This is a genomic window from Streptomyces sp. NPDC056361, from assembly GCF_042262805.1.
Lineage (GTDB): Bacteria > Actinomycetota > Actinomycetes > Streptomycetales > Streptomycetaceae > Streptomyces.
The window spans coordinates 1-24705 of the sequence record NZ_JBHJQI010000136.1; the positions used below are offsets into that span (position 1 = coordinate 1).

The following is a 24705-nucleotide window of genomic DNA, read 5'->3' on the forward strand; positions in this document are numbered from 1 at the left end:
GCGCCCCCCAGCCCGCCCGCGAGCCGGCGCCCACTTTCCCCACCGAGGGGCCCTCCGGCGCCGTCCGGACCGGCGGCCCCGCCCGTTCGCATGCCCGCACCCCTCAAGGACGCCCTTCATGGTTCCCGCACCGGCCCCGCACGACGCACCCGTCCGCAGCGAGCACGACCTGCTCGGCGACCGGGACGTCCCGGCCGACGCCTACTGGGGCGTGCACACCCTGCGCGCCACCGAGAACTTCGCCATCACCGGCATTCCGATCTCGGTCTACCCGCTGCTGATCGAGGCGCTGGCCGCCGTCAAGGAGGCGGCCGCCCGGGCCAACGAGGAGCTCGGCCTGCTCCCTGCCGACAAGGCCGCGGCCATCGCCGGTGCCTGCCGGGAGATCCGTGCCGGACGCCTCCACGACCAGTTCGTCGTGGACGTCGTCCAGGGCGGCGCCGGCACCTCCACCAACATGAACGCCAACGAGGTCGTCGCCAACCGCGCCCTCGAACTCCTCGGCCACGCCAAGGGCGACTACGCGCACCTGCACCCCAACGAGGACGTCAACCTCGGCCAGTCCACCAACGACGTCTACCCGACCGCGATCCGCATCGCCGCGATCGGCGCCGCCCGCGAACTCCTGAAGGCCATGGCCGTCCTCCAGGACGCCTTCGCCGCCAAGGCCCTGGAGTTCCGCGAGGTCGTCAAGATGGGCCGCACCCAGCTCCAGGACGCGGTGCCCATGACGCTGGGCCAGGAGTTCTCCACGTACGCCGTGATGCTGGAGGAGGACCGCGGCCGGCTCGCCGAGGCGATCGAGCTCATCCACGAGATCAACCTCGGTGCCACCGCCATCGGAACCGGCCTCAACGCCGCCCCCGGCTACGCGGAGACCGCCCGCCGCCACCTCGCCGGGCTGACCGGGCTGCCGCTCGTCACCTCGGCCAACCTGATCGAGGCCACCCAGGACTGCGGCGCCTTCGTCCAGCTCTCCGGTGTCCTCAAGCGCATCGCGGTCAAGCTCTCCAAGACCTGCAACGACCTGCGGCTGCTCTCCTCCGGACCGCGCGCCGGTCTCAACGAGATCAACCTGCCGCCCGTCCAGGCCGGTTCGAGCATCATGCCCGGCAAGGTCAACCCGGTGATACCCGAGGTCGTCAACCAGGTCGCCTTCGAGGTGATCGGCAACGACATCACCATCACCATGGCCGCCGAGGCCGGACAGCTCCAGCTCAACGCCTTCGAGCCGGTCATCTTCCACGCCCTGTCCAAGAGCATCCTCTCGCTCCGCGCCGCCTGCCTGACCCTCGCCGAGCGCTGCGTCACCGGCATCACCGCCAACACCGAGGCGCTCCGCGCCGCCGTGGAGAACTCCATCGGCCTCGCCACCGCCCTCAACCCGCACCTCGGGTACACCGCGGCGACCGCCATCGCCCAGGAGGCGCTCGCCACCGGCCGCGGAGTCGTCGAACTCACCCTGGAGAAGGGTCTGCTGCCCGCCCACCGGCTCGCGGAACTCCTCACGCCCGAGCGCCTCACCGGCGCTCCGGGACCGTCCCTGGCCTGACCACCCGCTCCGCCGCTCCTCCGGTACGGTGACGGGCCCCGCGCCCGTCACCCGCCAGGAGCCTCCGCATGCCCGCACCCGCCCCCGACGGCACCGCCCGCGAAAGCACCGGCCACGAGGCCGCACGCCGGGTCGTGCGCGTCGTCCGCGAGACCCTCGGCGAGGACGCCGTCCTCGCCGCCTGTCTCCACGGCTCCGCCGTCCTCGGGGGGCTGCGCCCCACCAGCGACGTGGACGTCCTCGTCGCCCTCACCCGGCGCACCACCGAGCGGGAGCGCCGCGCCCTCACGGACGCCCTGCTCGCCGTCTCGGGCCGGCGGGCGTACGAGGGTCCCGCGCGGCCCGTCGAACTGAGTCTGGTCGTCCATGCCGACGTACGTCCCTGGCGCTACCTGCCGGTCTGCGAGTACCTGTACGGGGAATGGCTCCGCGACGACTTCGAGCGCGGCGCCACACCCGCACCCGCGCCCTGCCCCGACCTCGCCCCGCTCCTCACCATGGCCCGCGCCGGGGACCTCTCCCTCCACGGCCCCCTTCCGTCCGTGCTCTTCGAGCCGGTGCCCGAGGCCGATCTGCGGGCCGCGATCGTCGCGGGCGTGCCCGAACTGCTCGCCGACCTAGCCGGCGACACCCGCAACGTGCTGCTGACCCTGGCCCGGATCCTCACCACCCTGCGCACCGGCCGGATCCGTTCGAAGGACGGGGCGGCGGCGTGGGTGCTCGGCGAACTGCCCGAGGAACACCGGCCGGTGCTGGCCGCGGCACGGGACCAGTACCTGGCGGGGGAGTACGGGGACTGGGAGGAGCTGCTGCCGGAGGCTCGGGCCCACGCCGCGTACATAGCAGAGGCGATCAAGAGGGCCTGTCCGGACTGAAGTTACCCGGCAGTTTCTCGTGACTTCCTCGACGGCCAGTCGTAGAACGTGTTCCCATTCACTCGCGAGTGAGGAAGATCACATGAGTGAACACCCCCTGTCCGTCCAGGGAAGTCGCCGAGTCAGCCGCCGCGGATTCCTCGCGGGAACAGGTTCTGTTCTCGGCGCCGCCGCCCTCGCCGGCACGATCGCGACCCCCGCCCGCGCCGAGGTCCCCGGCCTGAACTGCACCCCCATCACCGACGGCTCCCAGGTGCGCGCCCTCGTCATCGGCACCGGCTACGGCGGCTCCGTCGCCGCCCTCCGGCTCGCCCGCGCGGGCGTGGACGTCCACATGATCGAGATGGGCATGGCCTGGGACACCCCGGGGCCCGACGGCAAGATCTTCGCCAACACCACCACCCCCGACTACCGCTCGTTCTGGCTGCGCACCCGCACCAAGCAGCCGCTGAGCCAGTTCCTCGGCTTCCCGCTCGACAAGGACGTGCCCGTGCACACCGGCATCCTCGACGCCGAGGACTTCGCCGGGATCACCGTCTACCAGGGGCGCGGCGTCGGCGGAGGGTCCCTCGTCAACGGCGGCATGGCCGTCACCCCGCTACGGGAGCGCTTCCCCGCGATCCTCCCGACCGTCGACCCGGCCGAGATGTACGCCACCTACTACCCGCGCGCCAACGCGGGCCTCGGCGTCACCTCGGTGGACGTGAACTGGTGGGAGAACGCGGACTGCTACCAGTACGCCCGCGTCGGCCGCAAGCACGCCCAGCGCTCCGGCTTCCCCTTCGTCTTCGTGCCCAACGTCTACGACTGGGACTACATGAAGCAGGAGGCCGCCGGCTCCGTCCAGAAGTCCGCCCTGGCGGGCGAGGTCATCTACGGCAACAACGTCGGCAAGAAGAGCCTCCAGAAGACGTACCTCGCCCAGGCCGCCGCGACCGGCCGGGTGAGCGTCTCCCCGCTCCACCGGGTGACCTCCGTCAGCCCGGCGGCCGCCGGGGGGTACACGGTCGTCATCGACCAGATCGACACCACCGGCGCCACCCTCGTCACCAAGACCGTCCGCGCCGACCGGGTCTTCTTCGCCGCCGGCAGCGTCGGCACCAGCAAGCTCCTCACCCGCCTCAAGGCGACCGGCGCCCTGCCGTCGCTCAACGAGCACATCGGCAAGGGCTGGGGCGACAACGGCAACGTCATGTGCGGCCGCGCCAACCACATGTGGGACCCCACCGGGAAGCTCCAGTCCTCCATGCCCACCGCGGGCATCGACAACTGGGACGCCGGCGGCGCGTTCGCCGAGGTCGCCCCGCTGCCCACCGGCATCGAGACCTACGCCTCCTTCTACCTCTCCATCACCCGCACCCCGCGCCGCGCCGAGTTCTCCTGGAACCCGGCCACCGGCAAGGTCGACCTCAGCTGGGACCGGGCCTGGAAGCAGACGTCCATCGACATGGCCAAGTCCATCTTCGACAAGATCAACAGCAAGGAGGGCACGATCTACCGCACCGACCTCTTCGGGGCGTACAAGATCTGGGGCGACCACCTCACCTACCACCCGCTCGGCGGCGCGGTCCTCGGCAGCGCCACCGACAACTACGGCCGCCTCCGCGGCTACTCCGGCCTCTACGCCATCGACGGCTCCCTCATCCCGGGCAACACCAGCGTCAACCCGTTCGTCACCATCACGGCCCTCGCCGAGCGCAACATCGAGCGCATCATCGCCGAGGACTTCTGAGCGGACCCGCCCGCGCGAGCGCCCGGCCGACCGAGGTCTCGGCCGACCGAGGTCCCGCCCGCGCGAGCGCCCTGCCCGCCGAGCTCCCGCCCGCGCGGGCGCCCCGCACGCCGAAGGGCCGACCGGTGCGAGAACCGGCCGGCCCTTCGTGCGCGGGGCTCAGCCCGTCGGCAGCACGCACACCGTGTCGAGCCCGAGTACCCGGTTGAGCCGCCCGAAGGCCAGCCACGAGCCCAGGCTCATGGTCAGCTCCACGATCTCGGCCTGGCTGTACCGGGCCGTCATGCGCGCCCAGAACTCCTCGTCGAGACCGTGGTGGTCCAGCGCGTACCGCTCCGCGTACTCCGCCGCGAGCCGGGTCCGCTCGTCGAAGGACTCCGAGACCTCCGTCGTCCGCCAGGCCGCGACGACCTCGTCGAAGCCCTCCTCGACCTTCACGCCGTCCCGGTCGGTGCGCCAGTCCAGGCAGAACCCGCACCCGTTGATCTGCGCGATGCGCAGCCGCGCCGCCTCGAACTCGCGCAGTCCCAGGGTCGTGTGGGCGTACACCGACAGCGAGAAGTTCGCCGCCGCCGTCCCGATCTCCGGAACCATGTCGCCCCACACGTACCCGATGGGCTCCTGGCCCTCGGGGATGTCGATGATCACCGTGGTCTCCTTCCCAGCTTCCCGACCGCCGGCCGCAGCGGTACGTCCAGCGCGTCGTACAGTCCCGGTTCCGCCGCCACCAGCCAGTCGATCGCCCCGACCAGCCGGCCCACGGCCGTGGCGTTGCCGCCCGCCGACCGGTTCTCGCCCTCGTCGGTGGCCGCCACGGTCACCTCGATCCGGGGACTTCCCTCCACGATCACCCGGTGGGCGCCGGCCCCGTCCGGCGGCACCGGCCAGTCCGGCGCGCAGGAGGGGTGGATGCGGGTGACGTGCTCGATCACGATGCGGGGCTCCCCGCCGACGACGCCCTGCACCTCGAAGCGGATCGCGCCCTGCGTCCCGGCCTCGAAGACGCCCATCGTCCGCGTCTTGACCGTGGACTCCAGGGGGCGGCGCTCCATCGTCTCGCGGATCTCGTCGAGCTCGGCGCCCAGGGCGCGGGCCATGAGCCGGATCTGGCCGCCCCAGATCATCGTCGGCACCGAGGGCCACAGCATCGGCGGCTCGTACTCCAGGGGCTTGCCCATGCCCACCAGTTCCCTGACCGACTCCTCCTGCTCGTACGTCGAGTAGTCGAAGATCTCCTGGCACCGGATCACGTCCACGGTGGCGGCGAGACCGCTGACGAGGAGCGGCAGCACGTCGTTGCCCCAGCCCGGGTCCACGCCCGACACGAAGAGCGATCCGCCTCCCTCGGCGACCGCCGCGAGCACCGGATCGCGGAACTCCGGCGGCGCGTTGCGCTGGTCGTACAGCGGATACAGCGCGGGTGTCACCACCACCGCGCCGGCCGCCACCGCCCGGGCCACGTCGGCGAGCGCCCCGTCGGGCCGGGTGTCGCCGGAGGCCGCGTACACCACCGCCCCCGGCCGCCCGTCGAGCACGGCCCCCACGTCGTCGCCCGCAGGCACGCCGAGTTCGCGCCCGAGCCCCGCGAGCAGGCCCGCGTCGCGGCCGACCTTCGCCGGGTCGGACACCAGCACGGCCGCGAGTTCGAGCCCTGGATGGGCGTCCACGGCCCGAATGGCCGCGCGCCCGACATTTCCGGTACCCCACACCACCGTCCGAATCATGCGCGGAGGGTAGCGCCGGGCCCCGAAGGTTCCCAGACCCGTGACACAAGGAGCTGACGAATCGTCAGATCTCTTGGCGGGTCAGGCCAGTCGCAGGGCGACGAACGGAATCGTGTCGCCCGGCAGGAGGTACCGCTCCACCTCCACGAAACCGCGCGCCAGGGCGAACCGCAGCCCCTCCTCGTTCGAGGCCAGGACCACCGTCTCCACCCCCTCGTCGCTCAGCGTCCGGGCGTGCGCGAGCCCCCGCTCGTACAGCGCCGTGCCGAAGCCGCGGCCCCGGAACCCCGGCAGCGTCCGGGCGATGACGGTCGCCGCGGGGGTCTCCCCGTCCGGCGGACGCACCGTCGAGCAGCCCACCGCCACGTCCCCGAGATAGGCGACGTCCAGCCGGTTGCGGCCGGCCCGCTCCCGCACCTCGTCGGCGGAGAGCACCGCCGTCGGGATGATCGTGTTGTGCACGGCCCGCCAGTCGGCGAGCTGCTCAGGAGTCCGCGCCCGCTCGATACGAAGATCGCTCATCGCGGCAGCAAACCGCGCCCCCGGCGGTCGGGTCAACCTCTTTCGGGCCCGCCCCCGGATCCCGCCGACCGACGCTCGCACCCCGCACCGCCGGGCAGCCCACGGACCGCCCGCGCCAGCGCCTCCCGCACCCGGTCCGTGTCCGCCTCCGTCGTGCGCCAGCTGCTGAACGCGGCCCGCAGCGCGGGCGTCCCGTGCAGGACGGTCGGGGTGAGGAACGCCTCGCCGGAATCGGCGACCGCCCCGGCCAGGGCGGCCAGCCGCTCGGCCGTCGGCCCGTCGGCGAGGGTGAAGCAGACGACGTTCAGGTGCACCGGCGCGAGCAGCCGGAGCCCGGGGACGGCGGCGATCCCCTCGCCCAGCCGCCGGGCCAGGGCGACACAGCGCTCGACGATCTCGGCATGCCCTTCGCGCCCGTACGCCGTCAGCGAGAACCAGGTCGCCAGCGCGCGCAGCCGCCGGGAGTTCTCCGGGGTCAGGTGCAGGAAGTCGGGGGTGCCGGTCGGGAGGCCGAGATACGGCGACTCGTTGTGGAAGACCCGCACCTGGAGGTCCTGGCGGCGGGTGAACTGCACGGCCGCGTCGTAGGGCACGTTCAGCCACTTGTGCAGGTCCACGCAGATCGAGTCGGCGGCGTCGAGCCCGTCGACGAGCCGGGCGTGCGCGGGGGAGAGGGCCGCGAACGCGCCGAACGCGGCGTCCACGTGCAGCCAGAAGTCGTACCGCTCCTTCAGGTCGGCGATCGCCCGCAGGTCGTCGAAGTCGACCGTGTTCACCGTCCCGGCGTTGGCGACCACCACGGCCGGCTCCCCGTCCAGCGACTCCAGCGCCTCGGCCAGCCGCGCCACGTCCACCGCCTCGCGCGCCCCGCCGAGCAGCGGCACCGGCCGCAGCCGGTCGCGGCCGACCCCCAGGACGGACAGCGCCTTCGTGACGCTGGAGTGCGGACTGCCGGACAGCACGTGCACCGGACCGAGCGCGGCCGCGCCCTCCCTGGCCACCGAGACGCCCCGGCGCTCGCCCAGCCACTCCCGGGCCACGGCGAGACCCACGGTGTTCGACATCGTCGCCCCGCTGACGAACGCGCCCCGGTGCGCCTCGCTCAGCCCGAACAGCTCCCGCAGCCATCCCACCGTCTCGCGCTCCAGGGCGTCGGCGGTCGACCCGCCACCGCTGGATCCGTTCTGGTCGTACGCGCCGGTCAGCCAGTCGCCGGCGAGCGCCGCCGGAGTGGCACCGCCCGTCACGAACCCCAGATAGCGGGGCCCCGCCGAACCGGAGAACCCGGGCTCCCAGCGCCGCGCGAACCGCTCCAGCGCGCCCTGCGCGCCCACGCCCGCCGACGGCAGCCCGTCGGGGGCGGGCGCCTTCGCCGCGGCGGCGACCGGCCGCTCACCGACCGCGGACAGCTCACGGGCCGCGAAGTCGCGGGCGGACTGCAGGAGTTCGGGAAGCCGGGCGAGGTCGGCGGCGAGCGTGGGATGCATGGCCCCACCCTAGGCAGGCCCGGTCCGCGGACGCGGGGGCCAATCCGAAGAGAGTGGTCTGCCGGCCGTGCCGGAGGCGTCCGTACGGGTGAGGGCGCGGATCCGGCGCGACGGCGGACCGCCGAACGGGTACGCATCGCTGCATTGCCCCCGGCCAGGAGGATGCCGTCCCATGTCCGTACGCAAGGGCGCCCCCGCGCTGCTGGGCGCCGGCACACTGTGCGCGGCCCTGCTGCTCAGCGGCTGCGCGAGTACCGCACCCACGAACCCCGCCGCCGCGCGGACCCCCGCGAGCGAGCCCGCCGCGGGTGACGCCCGTCCCCAGGCGGCCCCGCCGGACACCGCCGCCAACAGCCTCGCGTCCGCGCCCGTCCCCCGCATCCCCGGCATCGGCCCCGCCACCCACGCCTCCGTCCCGGACGGCACGTCCCAGGCGCTCGTCGTCACCGGCGCGGGCCCGGACTCCAGCACGGCCACCGCGACGCTGTACGCACGGGACCGGGCCGGCCGCTGGACCGAGGAAGCAGGGCCGTGGCCCGCGCACAACGCGTTGCAGGGCTGGACCTCCGACCACGTCGCGGGAGACCTGCGCACGCCGATCGGCGTGTTCCGGCTCGGCGACGCGGGCGGCCGGCTGCCCGACCCCGGCTCCCGCCTCCCGTACGACCAGGACGCGGAGTTCGCGATCAGCGGTACGGGCTTCTCCGGCGAGCCCCTCGAAGGCTCCTTCGACCACGTCGTCGCCATCGACTACAACCGGGTCCCCGGCCGGACCCCGCTCGACAAGGAGCGCCCGCTCGGCGCCGAGAAGGGCGGCGGGGTCTGGATCCACGTCGACCACGGCGGGCCCACCCAGGCCTGCGTGACCCTGGAACGCGAGGCGCTCCGCGCACTCCTGCGCGCCCTCGACCCGGCCAGGGAGCCCGTCGTGGTCATGGGACCGACCCCCGAACTCGCGCGCTGACGGCGGTCTCGCGCGCGAATCCGGTGCCGGGTGCCGGGTGCCGGGTGCCGGGTGTACCGGGCCGGGTGCAGGGTGCCGAAGCCCGGGTGCCGCGGGCCGGCCCGTCAGTTCCCGCCGGCTCCGATCGCCCCGCGGAACGAGGCCGTGTGGTCGCGGACCTGCTCCGGCGTCAGATAGGCGTCGGTGTACTCGAAGTCCCGCAGCGTCCCCGACTTCGCCGCCAGGAACCCGGTCCGCACGTAGTCGTCGCCCGCAGCGGCGTTGAGCAGCCAGTTCGTCATCACCCGGGTCTTGGCCACGTTGGTCCGCAGCGCGGCCCAGTGGTAGGCCCGGGCCACGGCCTGCGCCGGCATGCCGTGCAGTTCGACGCCGAGCGGCTTCGAGACGCCGTCCATGCCGCCGAGGTCCACCACGAGCCCCAGGTCCTTGTGGACGTACGGGTGGGTGGGCTCACCGCGCAGCCTGGCGACCAGGTTGTCGGCGACGGCCTTGCCCTGCCGCATCGCGTGCTGCGCGGTCGGCGGGCAGATCGCTCCCTCGTCGCCCTTGGCGAGGTCGGGCACCGCCGCCGCGTCGCCGAGGGCCCACACGCCTTCGAGGCCCGGCACGTCCATCTCGGCCGAGACGACGAGCCGGCCGCGGAGGGTCTCCGCGCCGAGGGTGCCGATCAGCGGACTCGCGGCGACGCCGGCCGTCCAGATCAGCGTGCGGCTCGGCAGCACCCGCCCGTCGGTGAGCGTCACCGCCTCCTCGTCGACCGAGGCCACCGAGACGCCGAGCGAGACCTCGATGCCGCGCTTGGTCAGGATGTCCATCGCCGCCGAGCCGAGCTTCTCGCCCAGCTCCGGCATCAGCTTCGGCGCGATGTCGACCAGGTGCCACTTGATGAGGTTCGGGTCGAGGCGCGGATACCGCTTGACCGCGTTGCGGGTGAGCAGCTGGAGGCAGGCCGCCGTCTCCGTGCCCGCGTAGCCGCCGCCGACCACCACGAACCGCAGGCGCGCGGCCCGCTCCTCGTCGTCGTTGCTCGCGTCGGCCAGGTCCAGCTGGGCGATGACGTGGTCGCGGATGTAGACGGCCTCCGCCAGCGTCTTCATGCCCCGCGCGTGCTCGGCGAGCCCGGGGATGTCGAAGCTGCGGGTCACGCTGCCGGGCGCGAGGACGAGGTGGTCGTAGGGCTCGGTCACGTACTCGCCGGAGATCGTGCGCACCACGCAGACCTTCGCCGCCGTGTCGATCCCCACCACACCGCCGGGGACGATCCGGGTGCGGTGCCGCTGGCTGCGTCGCAGCGACAGGGCGACCGACTGCGGGGTCAGCACCCCCGCCGCCACCTGGGGGAGCAGCGGCAGGTACAGCTGGTACGAGAACGGCGAAAGGAGCGTGATCAACGCCTCCCGCTCCGTGAGCCGCCGTTCGAGCCTCCGCACACAGCCCACTCCGGCGAATCCCGCGCCCACCACGAGAATCCTCGGTCGAGTCACGCTGTCCGCCCTTCCGTACGGGCGTGCAATACGCCCTCGCCTGTGGCTGAACAAGCCGATTCGGCGATGTTTCGCTGACTATCCGTGGTTCACCCTTTCTATCCCCATTGCTGTCGTATCGCTCCTCGGGCGGGGTCAGAGGACGGCGATCCCCAGGGGGCGCGACCCCGCGGCGAGGCGCTGGGTGTCGCCCGAGGCGAGGTCGACGACGCTCAGGCCGTCCCAGTAGCCGTCACGGGTGAATCCGCCGGTCACGTACGCGGTCCGCCCGTCGCGGGAGACGGCCACGCTCTCGTGCGGCCCTTCCAGGGGGTAGACCCACTCGGCTCCGGCGGGGGTGCGGACGGTGAGGGAGGGGCCGCGGTCCACGGCGGGGTCGATCGGGCCGGTGCCGACCGTGAACAGGGTGCCGTCGGCGGTGACGGTGGCGCCGTGCTGGTGGGTGTTCGCGGTCATCGGCTCGATCGTCGTCCGGCCGGTCCGCGGGTCGACCACCGCGAGCCGCTCGCCCTCGAACGGGAGCAGCAGCTTGCCGTCCGAGGGGCGGACGGCCGTGTAGTGGGGCTTGAGCCAGGAACCGAGGCCGCCCTCCGTGCCGTACGGGGCGACCTCCACGCGCCGCGTCCGCAGGGTGTCCGCGGCGACGACCGTGACGTCGAAGGAGTCGTGGTTCGTCGCGTACACCTCGGAGCCGTCCCGCGACACGTCCACGTCGAAGGGGCGCCGGCCCACCTCGACCGCGTCCGTGACCCGCAGGGCCGCCGTGTCGACGACCTCCAGGGTGCCGTTGCCGCCGGGCACGTTGACCCCCACGTACACCCGGCGCCCGTCCGGCGAGAGCGCGATGCCCATGCCCCCGCCCCGGTACTCGCCCGTCGTCACCGGCCCGGTGTCCGTCCGGTACGGGACGAGCGCGAGGCGCTCCCTGGTCGCCGTGTCCACGACCGCCACCCCCTCGGCGGTCGCCACCCACGCGCGCCCGTCCCCGCCGACGACCAGCCCGTACGGAGCGGTGCCGACCTTCACGGAGCCCGTCGCCCCGCGCGCCGGGTCGACGAAGGTGACGGTGTCGGAACCGAAGTCGCCGACCAGGAGGGTGCCCGGGGCCGGCGCACCCGCCGAGCCCGTCGGCGCCGGGGTCACGGTGACGGACCCGCCCGGCGAAGCCGCCCCGGGGGACGGCGGCGCGGCCGTGGAGGAGTCCCCGGCGCGCGGCGTCGAGTCCGCGGCGGAGGCCGCCCCTTCGGCCCCCTGCGCGCACCCCGCGAGGAGGGCGACGGCCACCGCCGCGGGCACGAGCGCCCGGACGGAACGGGGCGAACGGCGGAACGCTGTCATGACGGACTCCTCGCTACGGGGGACCACACGGCCCGGACGGGTCCGCGCCCCGTCCCGATCCTCCGCCCGCGCCCCGCCCGGCACGGTCCGCCGCCCGGCCCCCGACCCGCGGCGGGACGGACGACCCGCGGGTCCACCGATCGGTCGACCCGGAGCCCGCGCGGCGGAGCCGGCTCAGCGCCCGAGGCCGTCCAGGAAGCACAGCACGCGCTCGACGCACAGGGCGGCCGCCTCCGGCACGTAGGACGGCGCGCCGCGCTCCGCGAACAGGTGCGAGGTCCCCGGATACAGGAACAGCCGACGGTCCTCGGAGTCCGCCACGAGCGACCGCGCCGCGTCGACGTCCCCGTCGTCGACGAAGAACGGGTCGGCGTCCATGCCGTGCACCTGCGCGGGCACGCCGGCCGGCCAGGCCGTGCCGAAGGAGTCCACGGGCACGCAGGCGCTCAGCAGTACGGCACCGAGCGCCCCGGCCCGGGTCTGCGCCAGCTTCTGCGCGGGGAGCACGCCGAGCGAGAACCCGGCGTACACGATCTCCTCCGGCAGCCCGTCGGCGGCCCGCACGCCACGCTCCAGGAGCGCGTCGAAGCCGACCTCCCCGGCGTACCCGACACCGGCCTGCAGGTCCGTGAACGTGTGCCCCTCGTACAGGTCGGGGGTGTGCACCGTGTGCCCCGACCGCCGCAGCTCGCCGGCGAACGCGGCGACCCCTTCGGTCAGTCCGAGCGAGTGGTGGAACAGCAGAACCTCGGCCATGTCGTCATCCCCTGATCACCGTACGCGGCCCGCCCCGACGCGCGGCACGGGCCATTGCGCGGACAGCATCGCGTACGGCACCGACAACGAGGGCCGACTACAGCTGGGGACGGTGCGGCATGACGGCGGCGCCCGGCTGGGGGTGGGCCATCACCGCGGCGCCCTGCCCCATGCCGTTCGGGCCGAGACCGCCCTGGACCATGCCGCCCTGGACCATGCCGTTCTGCCCCATGCCGTTCGGGACGCCCATGCCGCCCTGGTGGCCCGCGACGGCGACCTGCGCGCCGACGCCCGCGTGGGCGACCGGCGCCTGCGGCCCCGGAACCCCCTGCGGCGGCATCTGGATGACCCGGCTCAGGTCCCGCAGAACCTCCTCGGCGACCTGGCGGACGTCACCCGGAACATCCCCCCGCTCCCGTATGAGCTCGGCGTAGATCGGTGCCGTGCCGTCCGCGTGGTTCATGGGGCTCGCTTCCTTCGACTGCGCCGGTTCCGTCACCGACGGGCGACGGCGAGTCTACGGGGCACCACCGACACGGCCGGGCTCGGGAGCCCGGCCGCCGGCTCCGGAACGGGCCTCCGAAGGCCCCACGCCGCCCGATATTCGCTGTCCTCCCCGGCAGTCCCGGCCGAGAATGGATCACCGAACAACCGGGAGGGACCCCATGAGCCAGGCGACCCTGACTCTGCACGACCTGATGCCGTCCGACGAGCTCGCCACCGCACTCGACGAGGGGCATGTCACACGCAAGCGGCACCCCGAGCTGCCGCTGTCGATCTACACGTACACGCGCGCGTGCCAGTACGCCCAGCACTGGAACCGGGCGACCACACGCTGCCGCGGCCTCGTCGCCGACGACGCCACCGGACGGATCGTCGCCCTCCCCCTCCCCAAGTTCTTCAACCTGTCCGAACACGCCGGCGGCCGCCCCTACGCGCCGCCGCTGCCCGACGAGCCCTTCGAGGTCTACGACAAGGTCGACGGCAGCCTCGGCGTGATCTTCCACTACGGGGACCGCTGGCACGCCGCCTCCAAGGGCTCCTTCACCAGCGCCCAGGCCACCTGGGCCCAGCGCCGGCTGGACGCCGCCGACACCTCGGGCCTGACCCCGGGCGTCACGTACCTCGCCGAGATCCTCTACCCGCACAACCGCATCGTCGTGAACTACGGCGACCGGCGCGACCTGGTCCTCCTGGCCGCCTTCGACCGCGACGGCACGGAGGTCCCGCTCGCCGCGGCCGCCGACTCCTGGCGGACCGTCGGCTCGGTCGTCCGCACCTGGCCCGCCATGACCCTCGCCGAGCTCACCGCCCACACCGAGGCCAACACCCTGCCCGGCGGTCTCCCCGCCACCGGCACCGACGCCGAGGGCTTCGTGCTGCGCTTCGCCTCCGGCCTGCGCGCCAAGGCCAAGCTCACCGAGTACGTACGCCTCCACAAGGTGCTCACCGGCGTCACCGAACGCGACATCTGGCGCGGCCACGGCATCCAGCGCTTCGCCGCCGTGCCCGCGGCCCTGCTGGCCAAGGGCATCGGCTGCTCCGTCGCCGAGGTGGAGGCCTCCGGGGGCAAGCCCCTCGACGCCCTCCTCGAACAGGTCCCCGACGAGTTCGACGCCTGGGTGCGCGAGGTCGTCGCGGGCCTCGAAGAGGCCGCCGACCGGCGCGAGCGCGCCGTCGACGAGGCCTACACTCGCCTGGCGCACCTCGCCGGCGACCGGGCCGCCTTCGCCCGCGCCGCCGCCGAGGTGACCGACCGGGGGGTGCGAGCCGCCCTCTTCCTGCGCCTCGACGGGCGCCCCACCGACCTCCTCGTGTGGCGTCAGATACGCCCCGAGGCCACCGACCCCTTCACGCACGACGAGGAGAACTGACCGTGCCTGTCGTCCACGTCATGACCGGCCTCCCGGCCTCCGGGAAGACGACGGCCGCCCGCGCCCTCCAGGCCGCCGCCGAGGGACGCATCCGCCGCGTCAACCTCGACGACCTGCGCTCCATGCTCGACCTCCCCGCGACCGACCGGCGCTCCCACACGCACGAGCAGACCGTGCTGGGCATCCAGGACGCCGCCGTCCGCGCGGCCGTGGACGACGGCTTCGACGTCGTCGTCGACAACACCCACCTGACCCCGCACATCCCCAAGCGGCTCAAGGCCGCCGTCGCCGGCCGGGCCGCCACCTTCGTCGTCCACGACTTCACCGACGTACCCGTCGACGAGTGCGTCCGCCGCGACGCCGCCCGCGACCGGCCCGTCGGCGAGGAGATCATCCGCCTCCTCGCGGACAAGCACGCCAAGGCCACCCGCGGCGGCTGGCGCCTCACCGCGGAATGGCTCAACGACCGGCCGGCCGGCCTGCCCTACGTCGCCGACCCGGCCCTCCCCTCGGCCGTCATGTGCGACATCGACGGCACCCTCGCCCTGCGCGGCGACCGCGGCCCGTACGACTTCACGCGCTGCGACGAGGACCTGGTCAACCCCTCCGTACGGGACGCCCTGCGCGCCTTCCGGCACGCCGAGAGCGACCGGATCGTCCTGCTGTCAGGCCGCAGCGAGGACCACCGCGCCCTCACGGAGGTCTGGCTCGACCGGCACGAGGTGCCGTACGACGAGCTGTGGATGCGGGCCTCCGGCGACGGCCGCGGCGACGACATCGTCAAGGCGGAGCTCTTCGACGCCCACGTGCGCCACCGCTACGCCGTGCGCGTCTCCCTCGACGACCGCGACCGCGTCGTCGCCCTCTGGCGCCGGATGGGCCTGCCCACCTGGCAGGTCAACTACGGGGCCTTCTGACGGCCGTCCCCCCGCGCGGTGACGGGGGTGGGACCACCCACCCCCGTCACCGTGTCAGGATCGTGGGATGGTGCAAAAGATCATCGCGGCGTGCGACGGCGCGTCGAAGGGAAACCCCGGCCCCGCGGCCTGGGCATGGGTCATCGGCCGCTCCGACGGCGGGGTCGACCGCTGGGAGGCGGGGCCCCTCGGCCGGGCGACCAACAACGTGGCGGAACTCACGGCCCTGGAACGGCTCCTCGAGGCCCTCGACCCGGGCGTGCCCGCCGAGGTCCGCATGGACTCGCAGTACGCCATGAAGGCCGTCACGACGTGGCTGCCGGGCTGGCGCCGCAAGGGCTGGAAGACCTCGTCCGGCTCTCCCGTCGCCAACAAGGAGCTCGTCGTGCGCATCGACGCGCTGCTCACCGGCCGGGACGTCGCCTTCGTCTACGTGCCCGCCCACCAGGTCGACGGAGACCCCCTCAACGACGCCGCGGACCGCGCGGCCAGCCACACCGCCCGCACCCAGGAGCCCGCGGGCTCCGCGACCGGCGCGCCACTGCCCCCGCCGGAAGCCCCGTCGCGCGCTTCCGCGCCCCGGGCGCGCGCCTCCGCCGCCTCCTCCGCGGGAGCGTCGTCCGCGGCCTCGTCCACGCGGCGGAGTCGCCCGTCCGGCGGCACCCTCAAAGCGAAATTTCCCGGCCGCTGCCGCTGCGGCAAGGCCTACGACAAGGGCGAGACCATCGCCAAGAACGCGGACGGCTGGGGCCATCCCACCTGCGTCTGAAGGCGGGGGCCGTCCGACTGGCGGGCGGCCCTGTCCGGCTTGTGAGACCGCCGAAACGGGGTGTGCGGCAGGCTTCACCCACGTGTGGGCACGGGTTCTTCCTGGGTTCTGTTCTCGGAGCGGTTGTGGCTGCATACTGTTCCTCCTCGCACCTGGTGACGAACCGTTTTACCTGCGATTTCGTCGGTTTCACGACGTGATTCGCCACCCGGCGAGAACCTCCCTCCTGCTGCCGCCGCGGCCTCTCCTCGGCGGAAGCCTTCCCTGCCCGTGAAAGACCCGAGGTTCCGTGCCAGTACCCGTTCTCCTGACCGGGCGCTCCGTGCGCCTGGAGCCGCTGGCGATGCGGCACGCCGAAGCCCTTGCGCGGGCCGGCGGGGCGGACCGATCGGCCTACGCCTTCACCCCCGTACCCGACGGCCTCGAATCGGCCCTCGACTACATCGCCCGCGCCCTCTCCGATCAGGCGGCAGGCCGGTGCCTGCCCTTCGCCCTGATCAGTACGGCCGACGAACGAGTCATCGGGTCCACCCGATTCCTCGAACTCGACTACTGGCGGGGACCGCTGGTCTGGCCGCCCGTCCCCGGCATGCCCCACGGCGATCCGCTGACCGCCGTCCCGGACGCCGCCGAGATCGGGAACACCTGGATCTCCGGCGCCGCCCGGGGAACAGGCATCAACACCGAGGCCAAGTACCTCATGCTCCGGCACGCCTTCGAGGCCTGGGGCGTCCGCCGCATCACCCTGCGGGCCGACGCCCGCAACACCCGCTCCCGGGTCGCCATCGAACGCCTCGGCGCCACCTGTGAAGGTGTCCGCCGGGCCCACTCCCGGGGCCTCGACGGAGCCGTCCGTGACACGGCCTTCTACTCGATCCTCGACGACGAGTGGCCGACCGTCCGGGACATCATCGAGCTCCGCATGTCCACCCCCCGCCAGGTCCGCGTTCCCCAGGACCTGCTCCCGGCCTGAGGCCCCGGGAATCCGGCCCTCCCACCCGTCCGTCGGGCGCTCGCGCGCCCGTCGGACGGGTGGTTCCATGGAAGGGACGGGAAGGACCCGGCATGAGGATGCGGAGTAGCGGTCGCAACCGGACCGCGCACCGTGCAATCAGGATCCGCGAGAAGCGGATGAGTCCTTCCCGCCCCTGACCTGCCCAGCTGTCCCCCCGGCCGCGGCCACCCCAGGTCACGGCCCCGTCCCGCCTCTCCGGCCGCCGTCAGCCTCGCGTCACGGCTCCGCCGCGCCTCTCCGGCCGCGTCCGCCGTGTCGACGGCACCGTCCCGTCTCCCGGGCCGCCGTCCGCCTCGCGCCACGGCTCCGGAACCGTCTCCCCACCCCGCTCCGGCCCCCCTCTCCCCACCGCTCAGGCCCGCCGTTCCCCGCCCCTCGCGCCCGCCGCCGCGCCGCGCCGCCCGCCGCTCGCCTCCGCCGTCACGGGACCTCGCCCCGATCGGCCCGCGCGCGCCCGGTACGGTGATCGAAAACAGCGAGCCGCGCGACCCGAAAGGACCGAGTGATGGTGCCGACCGGAACCCCCGACGTGCTTCTCCGGACGGAGGGGCGCGCCGGTTTCATCACCCTGAACCGGCCCCGTGCCATCAACGCGCTCACCCACGCCATGGTCGTCGCCGTCGACGGCGCGCTCACCGCGTGGGAGCACGACCCCGAGGTCGCCACGGTGGTCATCGAGGGGGCCGGCGAGCGGGGCCTGTGCGCCGGCGGCGACATCCGCGCCATCCACGAGGACGCCCGTGCCGGAGGCTCCGCGTCCGCGGCCTTCTGGCGGGACGAGTACCGGCTCAACGCCCGGATCGCCCGCTACCCGAAGCCGTACGTCGCCCTCATGGACGGCATCGTCATGGGCGGCGGCGTCGGCGTCTCCGCGCACGGCTCCGTCCGCGTCGTCACGGAGCGCTCCCGGGTCGCCATGCCGGAGACCGGCATCGGCTTCGTCCCCGACGTCGGCGGCACGTACCTCCTCGGGCGCGCCCCCGGCGAACTCGGCACCCACCTCGCCCTCACCGGCGGAGCCGTCGGCGCGGCCGACGCGCTCCTCGTGGGCCTCGCCGACCACTTCGTCCCCGCCGCCGAACTGCCCGCCCTGGTGGAGGACCTGACGCGGCTGCCCGCCGCGGAGGCCGTCGCCCGCCACGCCGTCGCACCCCCGGCCGGCGTCCTCGCCGAGCAGCGGGAGTGGATCGACGCCTGCTACGGCGCCGCGGACGTCGAGACCGTCGTCGAGCTGCTCTTCGACGCCGGCGTCCCCGCGGCCAAGGAGGCCGCCACCACCCTCCTCACGAAGTCGCCGACGGCCCTCAAGGCCACGCTGGCGGCCGTCCGCCGCGCCCGCCTCCTCGGCACCCTGGAAGAGGTTCTGGACCTGGAGTTCCGCGCCTCCTGCGCCGCCCTGACCACCCCCGACCTCGTCGAGGGCATCCGCGCCCAGGTGGTCGACAAGGACCGCAACCCCCGCTGGACCCCGCCGACCCTCGCCGAGGTCGCCGACGCGGACGTCGCCCGGTACTTCACCGCGCCGCCCGGCGGGGACCTCGGGCTCGCGGCCGCGCCGGCGGCCGTCGTCGCGTCGGACGCGGACCGGGACGCCCGAGACCGGACATGACCGCGAACACCTCCTTCCAGCCCGTCCTCGACCGGATCGCCGAGGAGGTCGCGGAGCTCACCGAGCGGGGCACGCCGGCCGACTACATCCCCGCCCTCGCCGCGGGCGACCCGCGGCGCTTCGGCATGGCCGTGGCGGAACTCGACGGCACGGTCTACGGGGTGGGCGACTGGCAGCACCCCTTCTCCACACAGTCCGTGACCAAGGTCTTCACCCTCGCCCTCGCCCTCGCCGGGGAGGGCGACGAGCTGTGGGCCCACGTCGGCAGGGAGCCCTCCGGGGACCCGTTCAACTCCCTCGTGCAGCTGGAGTACGAGCACGGCATCCCGCGCAACCCGTTCATCAACGCCGGCGCCCTGGTCGTCACCGACCGCCTGCACCGCCTCACCGGCGACGCCTCCGGCAGCCTGCTCGCCTTCCTCCGGGCCGAGAGCGGCAACCCCGACCTCGCCTTCGACTCCGGCGTCGCCGCGTCGGAGGCGGCGCACGGCGACCGCAACGCCGCCCTCGCCCACTTCATGGCCTCCTACGGGAACATCACGGGCCCCGTCCCCGACCTGCTGCGCGAGTACTTCCGGCAGTGCTCGCTCGAAGCCTCCTGCGCCGACCTCGCCCTCGCCACCGGCTTCCTCGCCCGGCACGGTCTCCGCGCCGACGGCAGCCGCCTGCTGACCCGCAGTCAGGCCAAGCAGGTCAACGCCGTCATGCTCACCTGCGGCACCTACGACGCCGCCGGCGACTTCGCCTACCGCGTCGGCCTCCCCGGCAAGAGCGGCGTCGGCGGGGCCGTCGTCGCCGTCGTCCCCGGCCGCTGCACCCTCTGCGTGTGGAGTCCCGGCCTCGACGCCCGCGGCAACTCGGTCGCCGGCGTGACCGCCCTCGACCGCTTCACCACCATCACGGGCCTGTCCGTGTTCTGACCCCCGCCCCGGCCCCGGGCGCGCACGCGCGGGCCTTCGCTCAGCGCGGCGGCCAGTCCGGGGCCGGGTCCTCGTCGAGCAGGGGCCGCAGGGCCCCGACGACCGCCCCGACGCACACGTCCCGCAGTTCGGTACGGGTGCAGGTCTCGTGGGTCAGCCAGTCGACGCACAGGACCTGCACGAAGACCAGCCAGCTCTTCAGCACCCCCGAAACGGCCGCCCGGGTCCGCCCGTCGGCGAGCGGCAGCACCCCGAGCAGACGCTCGCGGAGGGCGTCGAGCTCATCGGCGATGATCGTCTGGACGAGACGGTCGCCGGCCAGCACGCGGTTCGCCGCGAGGACCGTGTTCCGGTTCTCCGCGAAGTACGCGATGTGCGCGTCGAGCCCTTCGACCAGCTGCTCGACCAGCGTGTCGGCGGGGTCGAGCCGCGTCTTCGCCAACAGGTCCTCGGAGACCGCCTGGTAGAGCGCGGCGAACAGGTCGCGCTTGCTCGGGAAGTGCTGGTAGAGCAGCGCGCGGGAGACGCCGGCGCGCTCGGCGACCGCCTCCATCCGCACCTCGTCGTACGGCTGCGCCGCGAAGAGGCCCGCGGCGACGTCCAGGAGCTGGGCGCGGCGTCGGGCGGGGCTGAGGCGTCGTCGGGGAGGCACCCCGCCATGTTACTTGACACGCATCTAGTAAGCGGCCGTACGCTGCTGCCCGTCACTACTGGACACACGTCTACTTGAGGGAGTTCGCGCCATGACCAGAGCCAAGGCGTTACGGGGGCTGGCCCTCGCCATGGGGTACGCCTGCGTGGCGATCGGCATCCTCCACGTCGTCCTCGGCAACGCCTCGATCCCGGGCGCCGAGAACGCCGGCCCCACGATCGACAGCCTCGGCCGCTTCTTCGGCGCGATCTTCGCCGGCTACGGCCTCGCCTGGCTCTGGGCGGCCCGGCAGACGCCGATCCCGCCGACCGCCGTGCGGGGGCTCACCGCCGTGTTCCTCGCGGGTGCCCTGGGGCGGCTGCTCTCCCTCGCCGTCGAAGGCCGCCCCCACGGGTTCCAGCTCGCACTCGCCGCCCTGGAACTCGCCCTCTCCCCGCTGCTGTTCCGGCTGGCGGACGCGGACGCGGACGTGCGGGCGGACGCCGAGGGGCGCCCGGCGCCGCGCGCCCAGGACGACACGGCCTGACGGGCCGTCGGTGACCGGCCCGCGACGCCCCGGACCGGCGACGCCGGCGGATCGGCCGCGGTGCCGCACCGACGGCGCCGGTGGGTCGGCGCTGCCGGGATCGACGGAGTCCGGTGGGTCGGCGGGTCGGCCCTGGTGCCGCAACGCCGGACGCCGGTGGATCAGCCGCGGCGCCGGGCAGGCCGCCGCCACCCCACGCGCGGCGGCGCGGCGGGCGACTCGCCGCCGAAGGCCGCCGGTTCGCCCAGGGCTCCCGCCGCCGTGCGCCAGGCCTCGGTGACGGCGCCGTGGGCGAGCAGCGTCGCGGCGGCCACGTCGTCGGGCAGTCGGAGCGGGGTCCCGATGTGGACGTGGAGGCCGGGTCTGCGGACGGGCGCCGTGAGGACTCCGGCGATCTGCTTCGCGCGACCGCCGGAGGTGATCCGCCGGGCCCCCGCCTGCCCGATCGGCACGACCTGCGCCCCGGTGGCGCCGGCGAGCCGGGCGAGCCCGGTACGGAACATCTCGGGCGGGTTCTCGGCGGCGTCCGGGCGGGGCGGGATGCGGCCCTCGGCGTACAGCATCACGTGCCGTCCCGAGGCGAGGGCGACCGCGGCGGCGTCGAGCGCGGCGGCGGCCCGCGCCGAGTTCCGGTGGACCGGCACGTGGCCCTCGCGGGTCAGCGCCCGGCCGAGCACCGGGACGCGCCACAGCCCCGCCGTGGCGAGCACCACCGGCTCCAGGGCGAGGCGCTTGCGCAGCGCGGCGAGGACCAAGGCGGGATCGGCCGTCGACGTGTGGTTCGCGACCAGGATGCTGCCGGGCTCGATGGAGGCTCCGGCATCCGCGGTGACGGTCAGCCGGCCGAACAACGGCACGACGCGGGCGGCGAGACGACTGAGCACGGACGACCCCTGACTCCGGGAAGGATGCGCTGACCGGACCATCGTCGCCGCGCCGTGGGGGTGCGGGGATGAGCACGCGTACTCACCCGCGTACCCAACCGCGCTGTGTACGGGGCCGGGTGGCCGCCGCGTCCCGCCCCCGGGCTAGGCTGGGCGCGACGGGTCGACCGGCACGACGGACCAGGGGAGGTGCGGGACGGTGAGGCTCTCCCCCCGACGGCTCGCGACCCTCCTGCCCGCACTGCTCTGGGCGATCTCGTCCCTCCTCCTGCTCCCGCCGTCCGGCGCGGCGGCCGCGAGTGCCACGGCGCCCGTGAGCACGGCGTCGGCCCCGTACGGCCCGGCCGCCCTGCACGGCCCGGCCGTCCGGGAAGCCCCGGCCGCCCCGGCCGCCCCGGCCGCGCCGGCCTCCCGCCATGTCGTCGCGCCGGAGCCGCACTTCGGGGCCTCTGCCGGCGTACGCGTGACGGCGGCCGTGGAGAACCCGGTGCGGTTCCCCGGAGCCCCCGCGGCCCCGGCCGCGGCGACCGCCGACGTTCCCGTACCGGCACGTGGTGTCGTGGTGGGCGATCCGCGCCGCGAGCGGGCGCCGCCCGGCGGTTCGCACGGTCCGCGGGATCCCCGCGGGCCTCCCTCTCCCCGGCACGACTGACGTTCTCCCGCGTCGCCGTCCGGGTCTTCGGCATGCCCCGGACCGGTCGGCGACGCGTATCCGACCGTACGTCCGGCACGGACGGCTCGGGCTCCCCGGGAAGGGTGACGCCCGCCGGATCCGTGCGCTGCCCGTGGAGTACCCATGCCAGCTCGTTCCGCGCTCCGGCGCGCGCTCCTCGCGTGCGCCGTCGTCGCGCTCGCCCTGTGGATCGCCCTGACCACCTCGCCCCGCCTCGGCCTCGACCTCCGCGGCGGGACGCGCATCGTCCTCCAGACCGAGGACGGACCCACGACCCGCGCCGACGCCGCGGCCACCGACCGTGCCCTGGAGGTGCTCCGCAAGCGCGTCGACGGCCTCGGTGTCGCGGAGCCCTCGCTCGCCCGGGCGGGCGAGCGGCGGATCGTCGTCGAACTGCCCGGCCTCCGCGACCCGCACCGGGCGGCCGAGGTGATCGGCCGGACGGCGCAGCTCACCTTCCACGCGGTCACCGGTGAGGCCCGGGGGCCGGCCGGCCCCGCCGGCGCGGACGGGACGCGCGTCCTGGCCGACCCGGACGCGCCGGGCCGCTTCCTCGCCCTGGCCGCACCCGCCCTCTCCGGCGACGGCGTCGAGAGCGCCGGGGCCGTGCTCGACACGGCGAACGGCCGCGGGTGGACGGTCGATCTGTCCTTCCGTGACCGCGGCGCGGGCGACTGGGCGCGGCTGACCGGCGACGCGGCCTGCGCGGGGCCCGCTGACCCGGCGCGCCGGGTCGCGATCGTGCTCGACGACCGGGTCGTCTCCGCTCCCGCCATGCAGGCCGGAGTCCCCTGCGGGGCGGGCATCGCGGGCGGCTCCGCGCAGATCACCGGGGGGTTCTCGGCGACGGAGGCGCGTGACCTCGCGGCGCTCGTCCAGGGCGGCGCGCTGCCCGTGCCGGTCACGACGGTCGAGCAGAGCACCGTGGGCCCGACGCTGGGCGCCGAGGCGATCAGGGCCAGCGCGCTGGCGGCGGCGATCGGCCTGGCCTGCACCGGGCTCTTCGTCATGGTGGTCTACCGCCTCCTCGGCGTGCTCGCCACCGTCGCCCTCCTGCTGTACGGGCTCATCTCGTACGCCGCGGTGGTCGCGCTGGGCGCCACCCTCACCCTGCCCGGGCTCGCCGGGTTCGTCCTGGCCGTCGGGATCGCCGTGGACGCCAACGTGCTGGTCTTCGAACGGGCCAGGGAGGAGTACGCGGCCCTGGGCCGGGCCGCCGGACGCGACCTGCGGCGGCCGGTGACGGCGGCGTTCGGCAAGGTGTGGAGCGCCGTCGCCGACTCCCACGTCACCACCCTGCTCGCGGCCGGCCTGCTGTTCGTCTTCGCCACCGGCCCGGTCAAGGGCTTCGGCGTGACGCTGGCGATCGGCGTCGTCACCTCGCTCCTCACCGCGATGGTGATCACCCGGCTGCTCGCCGACGTCGCCCTGCGCCTTTCGGCGGTGCGCCGGCGCCCGGCGCTGACCGGCATCGCGTCGCTCGGCCGGCTGCGGACGCGGCTGGCCCGGCGGGCCCCCCGCGTGACGGCGTACCGGCGCCGCTGGCTCACCGGCTGCGCGGGACTCCTCCTCGTGGCGCTGGCCGGGATCGGCGTCCGGGGCGTGGAGTTCGGCGTGGAGTTCACCGGCGGCCGGGTCGTGCAGTACGCGGCGGAGCGTCCGGTGGACGCCGACGAGGCGCGTACGGCGATCGCCGCGGCCGGTTTCCCGGACGCCGTCGTCCAGACGGCCGGCGACGGCGGCGCCGACGTGTCGGTCCGCGTCCGGGAGACCGGCGACGGCGAGCAGCGGGAGATCCGCGAGGCGCTCACCGGGGTCGCGGGCCCGGTCTCCGTGGAGCGCGACGACCTGATCGGACCGAGCCTCGGCGGTGAGCTGCGCACCCATGCCCTGCTCGCCCTCGGACTGGCCGTGGCCGCCCAACTCCTCTATCTGACCGTACGGTTCCGCTGGACGTACGCGACGGCGGCGGTGGCCGCGATGACCCAGGACGTGCTGCTCGTCGTCGGCCTCTTCGCCTGGCTGGGCAAGCCGTTCGACAGCGTCTTCCTCGCCGCGCTGCTGACGGTCGTGGGCTACTCCGTCAACGACTCGGTCGTCGTCCTCGACCGGCTGCGGGAGCTGCGCCGCCGAGGCGGCGGCGTTCCGCTGGCGGACCTCGCCGACCGGGCCGTCGCCCAGACCCTGCCGCGTACGGTCAACACCGGCATGGGGGCGCTCTTCGTCCTCGTCGCGCTGGCGGTCCTGGGCGGCGACTCGCTCACCGACTTCTCCGTCGCGCTCCTCGCCGGCGTCGTCCTGGGCATGGCCTCCACCGTGTTCACGGCGCTGCCCCTGGCCGTGGTCCTGGAGGGACGGCACCCGGCGCCCGCGCCCGTGGCAGCGCCCCGGCGACGGGCGGGCGCCGTGGTCTGACCCGCCCGACGGCGGCC

At 74.4% G+C, this 24705-nt stretch carries 23 protein-coding genes; 13 read left to right on the top strand and 10 right to left on the bottom strand.

The genetic code is table 11. From position 1 onward, the window contains the following. Positions 1 to 118: 118 nt before the first annotated feature. The 3 genes from aspA to ACFCY7_RS32050 all read left to right on the top strand — a co-directional run bounded on the left by aspA (position 119) and on the right by ACFCY7_RS32050 (position 4159). Positions 119 to 1552, top strand: a complete 1434-nt coding sequence (aspA, locus tag ACFCY7_RS32040) for an aspartate ammonia-lyase (protein ID WP_376489567.1) — start codon at positions 119 to 121, stop codon at positions 1550 to 1552. A 68-nt stretch (positions 1553 to 1620) separates the two neighbouring features. Beyond that, the gene (locus ACFCY7_RS32045) at positions 1621 to 2427 is read left to right on the top strand and encodes an aminoglycoside adenylyltransferase family protein (protein WP_376489568.1); all 807 of its coding nucleotides are present in this window, start codon (positions 1621 to 1623) and stop codon (positions 2425 to 2427) included. 82 nt (positions 2428 to 2509) lie between these two features. Further along, the gene (locus tag ACFCY7_RS32050) at positions 2510 to 4159 is read left to right on the top strand and encodes a GMC oxidoreductase (RefSeq protein WP_376489569.1); all 1650 of its coding nucleotides are present in this window, start codon (positions 2510 to 2512) and stop codon (positions 4157 to 4159) included. Between the two features lie 159 nt (positions 4160 to 4318). On the opposite strand, the gene ACFCY7_RS32055 is transcribed toward ACFCY7_RS32050, so the two are convergent. The 4 genes from ACFCY7_RS32055 to ACFCY7_RS32070 all read right to left on the bottom strand — a co-directional run bounded on the left by ACFCY7_RS32055 (position 4319) and on the right by ACFCY7_RS32070 (position 7892). After that, a complete protein-coding gene (locus ACFCY7_RS32055; RefSeq protein WP_376489570.1) occupies positions 4319 to 4807 on the bottom strand; it encodes a carboxymuconolactone decarboxylase family protein in 489 nt (162 codons plus the stop codon). After that, the gene (locus ACFCY7_RS32060; RefSeq protein ID WP_376489571.1) at positions 4804 to 5883 is read right to left on the bottom strand and encodes a dihydrodipicolinate reductase; all 1080 of its coding nucleotides are present in this window, start codon (positions 5881 to 5883) and stop codon (positions 4804 to 4806) included. Before ACFCY7_RS32060 ends, ACFCY7_RS32055 begins: the two co-directional genes overlap by 4 nt. 81 nt (positions 5884 to 5964) lie before the next feature. Beyond that, positions 5965 to 6405, bottom strand: coding sequence for a GNAT family N-acetyltransferase (locus ACFCY7_RS32065; RefSeq protein WP_376489572.1), 441 nt, complete (start codon positions 6403 to 6405; stop codon positions 5965 to 5967). A 32-nt stretch (positions 6406 to 6437) separates the two neighbouring features. Further along, entirely contained in the window at positions 6438 to 7892 is a 1455-nt protein-coding gene (locus ACFCY7_RS32070) for a pyridoxal phosphate-dependent decarboxylase family protein (protein WP_376489573.1), read from the bottom strand. Between the two features lie 172 nt (positions 7893 to 8064). On the opposite strand from ACFCY7_RS32070, the gene ACFCY7_RS32075 reads away from it, so the two are divergent. Next, on the top strand, positions 8065 to 8856 hold the full coding sequence (locus ACFCY7_RS32075) for a hypothetical protein (protein WP_376489574.1): 792 nt from the start codon (positions 8065 to 8067) through the stop codon (positions 8854 to 8856). Positions 8857 to 8960: 104 nt separating this feature from the next. On the opposite strand, the gene ACFCY7_RS32080 is transcribed toward ACFCY7_RS32075, so the two are convergent. The 4 genes from ACFCY7_RS32080 to ACFCY7_RS32095 all read right to left on the bottom strand — a co-directional run bounded on the left by ACFCY7_RS32080 (position 8961) and on the right by ACFCY7_RS32095 (position 12897). Next, the gene (locus ACFCY7_RS32080; protein ID WP_376489575.1) at positions 8961 to 10340 is read right to left on the bottom strand and encodes an NAD(P)/FAD-dependent oxidoreductase; all 1380 of its coding nucleotides are present in this window, start codon (positions 10338 to 10340) and stop codon (positions 8961 to 8963) included. A gap of 135 nt (positions 10341 to 10475) precedes the next feature. Next, positions 10476 to 11678, bottom strand: coding sequence for a YncE family protein (locus tag ACFCY7_RS32085; protein ID WP_376489576.1), 1203 nt, complete (start codon positions 11676 to 11678; stop codon positions 10476 to 10478). A 174-nt stretch (positions 11679 to 11852) separates the two neighbouring features. After that, positions 11853 to 12434, bottom strand: a complete 582-nt coding sequence (locus ACFCY7_RS32090; RefSeq protein WP_376489577.1) for a dienelactone hydrolase family protein — start codon at positions 12432 to 12434, stop codon at positions 11853 to 11855. 97 nt (positions 12435 to 12531) lie between these two features. Beyond that, positions 12532 to 12897: a hypothetical protein gene (locus ACFCY7_RS32095; RefSeq protein ID WP_376489578.1), complete on the bottom strand. Its 366-nt coding sequence runs from the start codon at positions 12895 to 12897 to the stop codon at positions 12532 to 12534. Positions 12898 to 13099: 202 nt separating this feature from the next. Between ACFCY7_RS32095 and ACFCY7_RS32100 the strand changes: the two genes are divergently transcribed. The 6 genes from ACFCY7_RS32100 to ACFCY7_RS32125 all read left to right on the top strand — a co-directional run bounded on the left by ACFCY7_RS32100 (position 13100) and on the right by ACFCY7_RS32125 (position 19538). After that, positions 13100 to 14308: an RNA ligase gene (locus ACFCY7_RS32100; protein ID WP_376489579.1), complete on the top strand. Its 1209-nt coding sequence runs from the start codon at positions 13100 to 13102 to the stop codon at positions 14306 to 14308. Positions 14309 to 14310: 2 nt separating this feature from the next. Next, on the top strand, positions 14311 to 15225 hold the full coding sequence (locus ACFCY7_RS32105; RefSeq protein ID WP_376489580.1) for an AAA family ATPase: 915 nt from the start codon (positions 14311 to 14313) through the stop codon (positions 15223 to 15225). Positions 15226 to 15292: 67 nt separating this feature from the next. Further along, on the top strand, positions 15293 to 15994 hold the full coding sequence (locus tag ACFCY7_RS32110) for a ribonuclease H (protein WP_376489581.1): 702 nt from the start codon (positions 15293 to 15295) through the stop codon (positions 15992 to 15994). 289 nt (positions 15995 to 16283) lie between these two features. Then, the gene (locus ACFCY7_RS32115) at positions 16284 to 16967 is read left to right on the top strand and encodes a GNAT family N-acetyltransferase (protein ID WP_376489582.1); all 684 of its coding nucleotides are present in this window, start codon (positions 16284 to 16286) and stop codon (positions 16965 to 16967) included. A gap of 547 nt (positions 16968 to 17514) precedes the next feature. After that, complete coding sequence (locus ACFCY7_RS32120) at positions 17515 to 18618, top strand: enoyl-CoA hydratase/isomerase family protein (RefSeq protein WP_376489583.1); 1104 nt, start codon at positions 17515 to 17517, stop codon at positions 18616 to 18618. After that, positions 18615 to 19538, top strand: a complete 924-nt coding sequence (locus ACFCY7_RS32125) for a glutaminase (protein ID WP_376489584.1) — start codon at positions 18615 to 18617, stop codon at positions 19536 to 19538. Before ACFCY7_RS32120 ends, ACFCY7_RS32125 begins: the two co-directional genes overlap by 4 nt. Before the next feature lie 40 nt (positions 19539 to 19578). Here ACFCY7_RS32125 and ACFCY7_RS32130 read toward each other — a convergent pair whose 3' ends face one another. Continuing rightward, complete coding sequence (locus ACFCY7_RS32130) at positions 19579 to 20190, bottom strand: TetR/AcrR family transcriptional regulator (protein WP_376489585.1); 612 nt, start codon at positions 20188 to 20190, stop codon at positions 19579 to 19581. Between the two features lie 91 nt (positions 20191 to 20281). Between ACFCY7_RS32130 and ACFCY7_RS32135 the strand changes: the two genes are divergently transcribed. Then, positions 20282 to 20716 carry a DUF4345 domain-containing protein gene (locus tag ACFCY7_RS32135; protein WP_376489586.1) on the top strand — a complete coding sequence of 145 codons (435 nt, stop codon included), beginning with the start codon at positions 20282 to 20284 and terminating at the stop codon, positions 20714 to 20716. A 161-nt stretch (positions 20717 to 20877) separates the two neighbouring features. Here the strand turns inward: ACFCY7_RS32135 and ACFCY7_RS32140 are convergent, their stop codons facing one another. Then, on the bottom strand, positions 20878 to 21600 hold the full coding sequence (locus tag ACFCY7_RS32140) for a lysophospholipid acyltransferase family protein (RefSeq protein WP_376489587.1): 723 nt from the start codon (positions 21598 to 21600) through the stop codon (positions 20878 to 20880). A gap of 199 nt (positions 21601 to 21799) precedes the next feature. Here ACFCY7_RS32140 and ACFCY7_RS32145 point away from each other — a divergent pair, with 199 nt between their 5' ends. After that, positions 21800 to 22252 (top strand): hypothetical protein, encoded by a 453-nt coding sequence (locus tag ACFCY7_RS32145; protein ID WP_376489588.1) that lies wholly within the window; start codon positions 21800 to 21802, stop codon positions 22250 to 22252. A 144-nt stretch (positions 22253 to 22396) separates the two neighbouring features. After that, the gene (gene secD, locus ACFCY7_RS32150) at positions 22397 to 24688 is read left to right on the top strand and encodes a protein translocase subunit SecD (RefSeq protein ID WP_376489589.1); all 2292 of its coding nucleotides are present in this window, start codon (positions 22397 to 22399) and stop codon (positions 24686 to 24688) included. Positions 24689 to 24705: the final 17 nt, after the last annotated feature.